At 76.1% G+C, this 9,109-nt stretch carries 2 protein-coding genes; both read left to right on the top strand.

The genetic code is table 11. The annotated features are described in order from the left end of the window. On the top strand, positions 1 to 4,452 hold a 4,452-nt coding region (locus tag AA75_RS06585; protein WP_149037980.1), incomplete at its 5' end, for a non-ribosomal peptide synthetase. Between the two features lie 59 nt (positions 4,453 to 4,511). Next, positions 4,512 to 9,109, top strand: a 4,598-nt coding sequence (locus AA75_RS06580; protein ID WP_158515450.1) for a non-ribosomal peptide synthetase, incomplete at its 3' end; no start/stop codon positions are given.

Here is a 9,109-nt window from a genome sequence, read left to right as displayed (position 1 = left end):
GGGCGCCCGCGGCAGCGGATCCTGACCCCGGCGCAGGCCGGAGTGCCGTTCACCACCCAGGAGGTGACGGTCCACCGGCTGGACCGCGAGGTGGCCGCCGCCGGGGCGTACGCCTTCGACCTGGCCACCGAGATCCCGGTCCGCGCCACCCTGCTGTCCAGCGCCGCCGACCGGCACGTGCTGAGCATCGCGCTGCACCACATCGCCGGCGACGAGTGGTCCGAGGGCGTGCTGCTGCGCGACCTGGACCGCGCCTACGCGGCCCGGCTGACCGGCGCCGCCCCGGTGTTCGCGGCGCTCCCGCTGCAGTACGCCGACCACGCGCTGTGGCAGGCCGAACTGCTCGCCGGGACCGGCGGCCCGGCCGCCGACCAGGTCGCGTACTGGACCGGGAAGCTGGCCGGCCTGCCCGCCGAGCTGGCGCTGCCGACCGACCGGCCCCGGCCCGCCGAGGCCACCGGCCGGGGCGGCTCGGTCCGGCTGCGGCTGCCCGCGGAACTGCACACGGCGCTCGGCGAGTACGCCAACCGGACCGGCGTCACCCCGTTCATGGTCACCCAGGCGGCCGCCGCGCTGCTGCTCGGCACGCTCGCCCGGACCACCGAGGTCGCGCTCGGCACCCCGGTGGCCGGGCGGGCCGACGAGGCCGTCGAGGAGGTGGTCGGCTTCTTCGTCAACACGCTGGTGCTGCGGCACGACCTCGCCGGCGAACCGAGCTTCGACGCCCTGGTGGCCCGCTCCCGGGAGACCGTGCTCGGCGCACTCGCCCACCAGGACCTGCCGTTCGACCGGCTGGTGGAGATCGTCAACCCGGAGCGCTCGCTCGGCCGCCACCCGCTGTTCCAGGTGATGGTGCAGCACCGCAAGGAGGCCGGCGGCCTGGACGCCCTGCTCGGCGCCCGCACCGCGCTGCTGCCCGACCCGGTGCACGCGGCCCGCTTCGACCTGGCGTTCACCTTCGTGGAGTCCGCCGACGGCACCCGCACCGACCTGACCGTGATCTACGCCCAGGACCTGTTCGACCGGTCCACCGCGGGGCTGTTCGGCGCCCGCCTGCTGCGGGTGCTGGAACAGGCACTGGCCGCGCCCGAGCGCCCCGCCGCCCGGATCGAGCCGACCTCGGCACAGGAACGCCGCGGCCTCGCGGGGGAGTGGAACGCCACCGAGCGCGAGGTGCGCCCCGGCACCCTGGTGACCCGGATCGCCGAGCGGACCGCCGCCACGCCCGACGCCGTCGCCGTCATCCTCGACGCCGAGCGCCTGACCTACCGCGAACTGGACGCCCGCGCCGACGCGCTGGCCCGCCGGCTGGCCGCGGCCGGCGCCGGCCCGGGCACGATCGTCGCGATCGCCGTGCCGCGCTCCGCCGAACTGATGGTCGCGCTGCTGGCCGTCCTGAAGTCCGGCGCCGCCTACCTGCCGCTGGACACCGAGTACCCGGTGGAGCGGCTGGCCGGCATGGTCGAGGACGCCGCGCCGGTGTGCGTGCTGACCGTCGACGGCCAGGCCGACCGCCTGCCCCGGGTCGAGGGCGTCCCGGTGCTCACGGTCGACGGCGAGGGCCCGCAGGCCGAACCGCAGGAGCCCGGCGAGGACCACCCCGCGTACGTGATCTTCACCTCGGGCTCCACCGGCCGCCCCAAGGGCGTGCTGGTCGGCCACCGGGCGATCGTCAACCGGCTGGACTGGATGCGCGAGGTCTACGGCATCACGCCCGAGGACCGGATCCTGCAGAAGACCCCCGCCAGCTTCGACGTCTCGGTCTGGGAGTTCTTCCTGCCGCTGGTCAGCGGCGCGGCCGTGGTGCTGGCCCGCCCCGGCGGCCACCGCGAGCCCGGGTACCTGGCCGAACTGGCCGCCCGGCACGGCGTCACCACCGCGCACTTCGTGCCGTCCATGCTGACCGCCTTCACCGGCGCCGCCGAGGGCGAGGACGCGATCCGCCGCGGCTTCACCGACGTGCGCCGGGTGTTCTGCTCCGGCGAGGCGCTGCCCGCCGCCGCCGTCGACCGGTTCGCCGCCCTGTGGCCGCACATCGAACTGCACAACCTGTACGGCCCGACCGAGGCCGCCGTCGACGTCACCTACCACCGCGCCTGGGCCGGTGCCGGGGTCGTCCCGATCGGCCGCCCGGTCTGGAACACCAAGCTGCACGTGCTGGACGGGCGGCTACGGCCGGTCCCGGTCGGCGTCCCCGGCGAGCTGTACCTGGCCGGCGTCCAGCTGGCCGACGGCTACCTCGGCCGCCCGGCGCTGACCTCCGGCCGCTTCGTCGCCGACCCGTTCGGTGACGGCGGGCGGATGTACCGCACCGGCGACCTGGTGCGCCGTCGGGTCGACGGCGAGGTCGAGTACCTCGGCCGCACCGACGACCAGGTCAAGGTGCGCGGCTTCCGGATCGAGCTCGGCGAGGTCGAGTCGGCGCTGGCCGCCGTCCCCGGCGTCGGCCAGGCCGCCGTGGTCGCCCGCCCGCTGGTCGACGGCGGCGCCCGCCAGCTCGCCGGGTACGTCGTCCCGCAGGCCGGCACCGCCGTCAGCGGTGACGCCGTCCGCGCCGCGGTCGCCGCCGTACTGCCCGAACACATGGTGCCCGCCGTGGTCACCGTGCTGGACGCGCTGCCGCTCAGCGTCAACGGCAAGCTCGACCGCAAGGCGCTGCCCGCCCCCGGCCGCGCCGCCGCACCCGCCGCCACCACCGGCCACACCCCCGCCAAGGCGATGGCCAAGGTCTTCGCCGAGGTGCTCGGCCTGCCCGAGGTCGGCGAGGAGGAGAACTTCTTCGCCCTCGGCGGCGACTCCATCGTCTCCATCCAACTGGTCGGCCGGGCCCGCAAGGCCGGGCTGGAGATCGCCGCCAAGGACGTGTTCCAGTACCCGACCCCGGCCGCACTGGCCGCCGCCGCCAAGGGACAGCCGCCCGCCGCGCCGACCACCGCCGCCGTGGCGCCGCCCGCCCCGGCCGACGGCGAACTGCCCGCGCTGCCCGTCGTGCACTGGCTGCGCGAACGCGGCGGCCCGATCGACCGGTTCAACCAGTCGGTGCTGCTCACCGTGGAGGCCGGCCTGCGGGCCGAGCCGCTGCGCCGGGCGCTCGCCTCGCTCGCCGGGAACCACCCGGCGCTGCGCCTGCGCCTGGACACCACCGACGGCCTGTGGACCCAGGAGATCCTGCCCGCCGACCAGGCCCCCGCCGTCACCGACCCGGACACCCTGCGGGTGGTCGAGGGCACCGGCACCGAGCTGATCGCCCGGGAGGCCGACGCGGCCGCCGCCGCCCTCGCCCCCGGCGCGGGCCGGGTGCTGCGCGCCGTCCACTTCGACGGCGGCGCCGGGCAGGACGGCCGACTGCTGCTGACCGTCCACCACCTCGCCGTCGACGGCGTCTCCTGGCGCACCCTGCTGCCCGAACTGGCCGCCGCCTACACCGCGTTCGCGGCCGGCGGCCGGCCCGCCCCGGAACCGGAGGCCGACTCCCTGCGGACCTGGTCGGAGCGCCTGCTGGCGCACGCCCAGGAACGCTCCCGGGTCGCCGAGACCGGCTACTGGCGCACCGCCCTGGCCGGCCCCGCCGGACCGCTCGGCACGCTCACCGCCGACCCGGCCCGCGACACCGTCGCCACCGTGCGCACCCTGCGCCGCACCCTGCCCGCGGAGCGCACCGCCCCGCTGCTCGCCGACGTGCCGCAGGCCTTCGGCGCCGGGGTGGACGACGTACTCCTGGCCGGCCTTGCACTCGGCGTCGCCACCGCCCGCCCGGGCGCCGCACCGGCCCTGCAGCTCGACCTGGAGGGTCACGGCCGCGGCGGCGCCGACACCGGCGCCCTCGCCCCCGACCTGGCCCGCACCGTCGGCTGGTTCACCACCGTCCACCCCGTCCGGCTCGACCTGGCCGGCGTCGACCCGGCCGCCGCCCTGACCGGCGGAGCCGAGACCGGACGCGCCCTCAAGCAGGTCAAGGAGCAGCTGCGGGCCGTCCCCGACCGCGGCCTCGGCCACGGACTGCTGCGCCACCTCAACCCGCAGACCGCGCCGCTGCTCGCCGCCGCACCGCGCTCCGAGCTGCTGTTCAACTACCGCGGCCGCACCGACGGCCCGGCCGGCCCGGTGGCCGGCGGCTGGCCGTTCGCCCCGCAGGAGCAGCGCGCCGCGGTCACCGCCGCGGCCGGCCCCGACCCGGCGATGCCGGCCGGCTACCCGCTGGAGATCGACGCGGTGGTCCAGGCCGGCCCGGACGGCCGTCCCGAACTGGCCGTCGAGTGGAGCTGGCCGCAGGCCCTGCTCACCGAGGCCGAGGTGACGGCGCTGGCCGACGCGTGGTTCGCCGCGCTGGACGCCTTCGCCGTGCACACCCGCACCGGCGGCGCCGGGGTCACCCCGTCCGACCTGACGCTGGTCACCCTGAAGCAGTCCCAGATCGACCGGCTGGAATCCCGGCTGCGCAGGCGCCGATGAACCCGTCCGACCACCGCCCCGTGCCCCTCCCCGCCCCGACCTCCAGGACCGAGAACACCGTGACGAACGACCAGAACCCGACCCAGGCCGAGCCGACCGAGGAGCCCGCCACCGAGTCCACCCTGGAAGACGTCTACCCGCTGTCCTCGCTCCAGGAGGGCCTGCTCTTCCACGCCCTCTACGACGCCGAGGCCCGCGACGTCTACGTGGTCCAGTCCCACCTGGACCTGGCCGGTACGGTCGACACCGCGCGGCTCGCCGCGGCCGTCGACGCGCTGCTGCGCCGGCACGCCAACCTGCGGGCCGGCTTCTGGTACGAGGACCCCGAGGCGGTGGTCCAGTTCGTCCAGCGGGCCGTCGACACCCCGCTGCGCGAGCTCGACCTGACCGGCCTGGCCCCGGCCGCCCGGGACGCGGCCGTCCGCGACGCGATGGACCAGGACTGGCGGCACCGCTTCGACCTGGACACCCCGCCGCTGCTGCGCTTCGCCCTGCTGCGGCTGGGCGCCGACCGCTCCCGGCTGGTCATCACCTGCCACCACCTGCTGCTGGACGGCTGGTCGATGCCGATCCTGGTGCGCGAGCTGCTCGCGCTGTACGGAGCCGGCGGCGACCTGGCGGCGTTGCCCGCGGTCCGCCCGTACAAGGACCACCTGGCGCTGCTCGCCACCCGCGACACCGCCGCCGCCGAGAACGCCTGGCGGACCGCGCTGGACGGCTTCGACCAGGCCCGGCCGGTCGCGCCCGGCCTGAACACGCCCGCCGTGGAGGCCGGTTCGGTGCACCTGACGGTGCCCGCCGCGCTCTCCGCCGAGGTCGCCGCCGCCGCGCGGGCCGAGGGGCTGACCCTCGGCAACCTCGCGCACACCCTGTGGGGCGTGCTGCTCGGCTCGCTGACCGGCGCCACCGACGTGGTGTTCGGCACCACCGTCTCCGGCCGCCCGGACGACCTGCCGGGCGCCGAGTCCATGGTCGGCCTGTTCATCAACACCGTGCCGGTCCGGGTCAGGACCCGCGCCGGCGACACCCTCGCGCAGGCCGTCGCCGCCGTCCAGGCCGAACAGGCCGCCCTGATGGCCCACCAGCACCTGGGCCTGGCCGCGATCCAGCGCCAGTCCGCCGTCGAGGGCGCCCTGTTCGACACCCTGCTGGTGGTGGAGAACTACCAGGGCGGCGGCGACGACGTCCAGGCCTCGCTCGGCGGCGCCGAGGGCCTGGCCATCACCGGCCTCGGCGCCCGCGACGCCACCCACTACCCGCTGGGCCTGGCCGTGCTGCCCGGCACCGAGCTGCGGCTCGAACTCGACTACCGCCCCGACGTGTTCGAGCACGCCGAGGCCGAGCGGATCGCCCACCGCTTCCTCGCCCTGCTGACCGCGTTCGCCGCCGACCCGGACACCCCGCTGGCCCGGCTCGACCTGCTCGGCGCCGAGAGCGCGGTCCTCGACGGCGGCGACCACCCGGTGCCGGCCGGCACCGTCACCGACCTGTTCACCGCCCGGGCGGCCCGCACCCCCGACGCCCTCGCCCTGGTCACCCCGACCGACCGGCTCACCTTCGGCGAGCTCGCCGACCGGGTCGACCGCCTCGCCCGGCTGCTGCTCTGCCGCGGCCTCGGCGCCGAGCGGACCGTCGCCCTGGCGCTGCCCCGCTCCACCGGGACCGTGGTCGCCCTGCTCGCCGTCCTCAAGGCCGGCGGCGCCTACCTGCCGCTCGACCTCGACCACCCCGCCGAGCGGATCGCCCAGGTGCTGGACGACGCCCGCCCCGCCCTGACGCTCACCACCCGCGCCCTCGCCGACCGCTTCCCCGGCGGCATCGCACTCGACGACCCCGCCGTCCTGGACGCGCTCGCCGCCCTGCCCGGCGGCCCGCTCACCGACACCGAGCGCGGCGGACCGGTCCACCCCGAGCAGGCCGCGTACGTCATCCACACCTCCGGCTCCACCGGCCGCCCCAAGGGCGTCGTGGTGCCGCACGCGGGCCTCGCCAACCTCGCCCACGACCACCTCGCCACCACCTTCGCCGACGCAGTCCGGGCGAGCGGCCGCGAGCGCCTGCGCGCCCTGCACCTGGCCTCGTTCACCTTCGACTCCTCCTGGGACCAGCTGCTCTGGCTGATCGGCGGCCACGAACTGCACGTGCTCGGCGAGGACGACCGGCGCGACGCCGAGACCGTCGTCGCGTACACCCGCGAGCACCGCATCGACGTGCTCGACAACACCCCGTCCTACGCCCAGCAGCTGATCGACTCCGGCCTGCTGGACGGCGGCCACCGCCCGTGCGTCCTGCTGCTCGGCGGCGAGGCGCTGCCCGAGCCGCTGTGGACCCGGCTGCGCGCCGAACCCGGCACCACCGCGATCAACTACTACGGCCCCACCGAGTACACCGTCGACGCGCTGGTCGCCGACCTCGCCGACAGCGCCACCCCGAGCATCGGCCGCCCGCTGCGCGGCGGCCGCGCCTACGTGCTGGACGCGATGCTGCGCCCGGTCCCGGCCGGCTCGCCCGGCGAGCTGTACCTGGCCGGCCGCCAGCTGGCCCGCGGCTACCTGGACCGCCCGGGCCTGACCGCCGAACGCTTCGTCGCCGACCCGTTCGGCGACGGCGGCCGGATGTACCGCACCGGCGACCTGGTGCGCCGCCGCCCCGACGGCACCCTCGACTACCTGGGCCGGGCCGACGACCAGATCAAGATCCGCGGTTACCGGATCGAGCTGGGCGAGATCGAGGCCGCCCTCGCCGAGCAGCCCGGCGTCGCGCAGTGCGCCGTCCTGGTCCGCGACGGCGCCGTCAAGCGGCTGGTCGGCTACGTCGTCCCCGCCCCCGGCGCCGAACTGGACAGCGCCGCGCTGCACACCGCGCTGGCGGCCCGGCTGCCCGAGTACATGGTCCCGTCCGCCTTCGCGGTGCTGGACGGCTTCCCGCTGACCGTCAGCGGCAAGACCGACCGGGCCGCGCTGCCCGACGACGCCCTCGAGTACGCCGGACTGGGCTCCTCGCGGGCCGCCGAGACCGAAACCGAGCGGCTGCTGTGCGACCTGTTCGCCGAGGTCCTGGCGCTGCCCGGGGCGGGCGCCGAGGACGACTTCTTCCGGCTCGGCGGCGATTCGATCGCCTCCATCCGGCTGATCGGCGTCGCCCGCGCCGAAGGGCTGTCGATCAGCCCGCGCGACGTGTTCGAGTGCCGCACCCCGGCCGCGCTGGCCGCGGTCGCCGACCGGCGCGGCGCGGCCGGGCAGGCCCCCGCCATCCCGGCCCTGCCCGAGCCGACCGAGGCCGAACTCGCCGTCGTCCGGGCAGCGGTGCCCAAGCTGGAGATCGAGGAGGTCTGGCCGGTCTCCCCGCTCCAGGAGGGCCTGCTCTTCGAGGCCGGCTACGACGACCAGGCGCTGGACGTCTACACCTCCCGCGACGTGGTCACCCTCACCACCCGGGTCCCGGTGGACGTGCTGCGCGCCGCCGTCACCGCCGTACTGGAGCGCCACCCCAACCTGCGGGCCGGCTTCCTCCAGGACGGCCTGGACCGGCCGGTCCAGTTCGTGCCGCGCGCCGTCGACGTACCGCTCACCGAGGTCGACCTGAGCGGCCTCGACCCGGCGGCCGCCGAGGCGGAACTCCAGCGGCTCAAGGAGACCGAGGCATTCACCCGCTTCGACCTCACCGCCCCGCCGCTGCTGCGGCTGGTGTCGGTGCTCGCCCCCGGCGGACGCCAGCACCTGCTGATCACCAACCACGCGCTGCTCTGGGACGGCTGGTCCTCCGGCCTGTTCCTGCAGGAACTGCTGACCCGCTGCCACGACGGCCTCACCGGTACCGGCACGGTGCAGGACTCCACCGCGCTGCCCTACCGGGACTTCCTGGCCTGGCTGGGCGCCCAGGACCAGCAGCAGGGCCGCGAGGCCTGGCGGACGGCGCTGGCCGGCCTGGACGAGCCCACCCTGCTCGCCCCGCAGGCCCGCGAGCGGGCCGCACTGCTGCCCGAGAAGGTCGAGCTGCCGATCTCGGCCGAGCTCACCGACCGGATCGCCGCCTACGCCCGCGAGCGCGCTCTGACCCTCAACACCGTGCTCTCCGGGGCCTGGGGCCTGCTGCTGGCCGGTCTGACCGCCCGCCAGGACGTGGTGTTCGGCGCGACCGTCTCCGGCCGCCCCGCCGAACTGCCCGGTATCGAGGGCACCATCGGCATGTTCCTCAACACCGTCCCGGTCCGCGCCCGGCTGCGCGGCGAGGAGAGCGTCGCCGCGTTCCTCGCCCGTCTCCAGAGGGAGCAGACCGAACTGCTGCCGCACCACCAGGTCGGCCTCGGCGAGATCTCCCGCACCACCGGCTTCGGCCGCCTCTTCGATACCCTCCAGGTGCTCCGGAACACCCCCGCCGACGAGGGCGTCCGCGACCGCATCCGGGAGTCCCTCGGTGTCCAGGACGTCATCGACGTCGACGCCACCCACTTCCCGCTGATCTTCATCACCAACCCCGGCCCGGCGCTCTCCTTCGAGTGGACCTACCGCCCCGACGTCTTCGACCGCGACACCGTCGAACAGCACGCCGAGCGCCTGGTCCACCTGCTGGAACAGCTCACCGCCCGGCCCCGCATCCTGGTCCGCGAGCTGGACCTGCTGACGGTGCGTGAGCGTGGGTTGGTGTTGGGGGAGTG

The sequence above is a fragment of the Kitasatospora sp. MBT63 genome (assembly GCF_000710465.2).
Classification (GTDB): Bacteria; Actinomycetota; Actinomycetes; order Streptomycetales; family Streptomycetaceae; genus Kitasatospora.
This window is presented reverse-complemented; position numbering and strand designations above follow the sequence as displayed.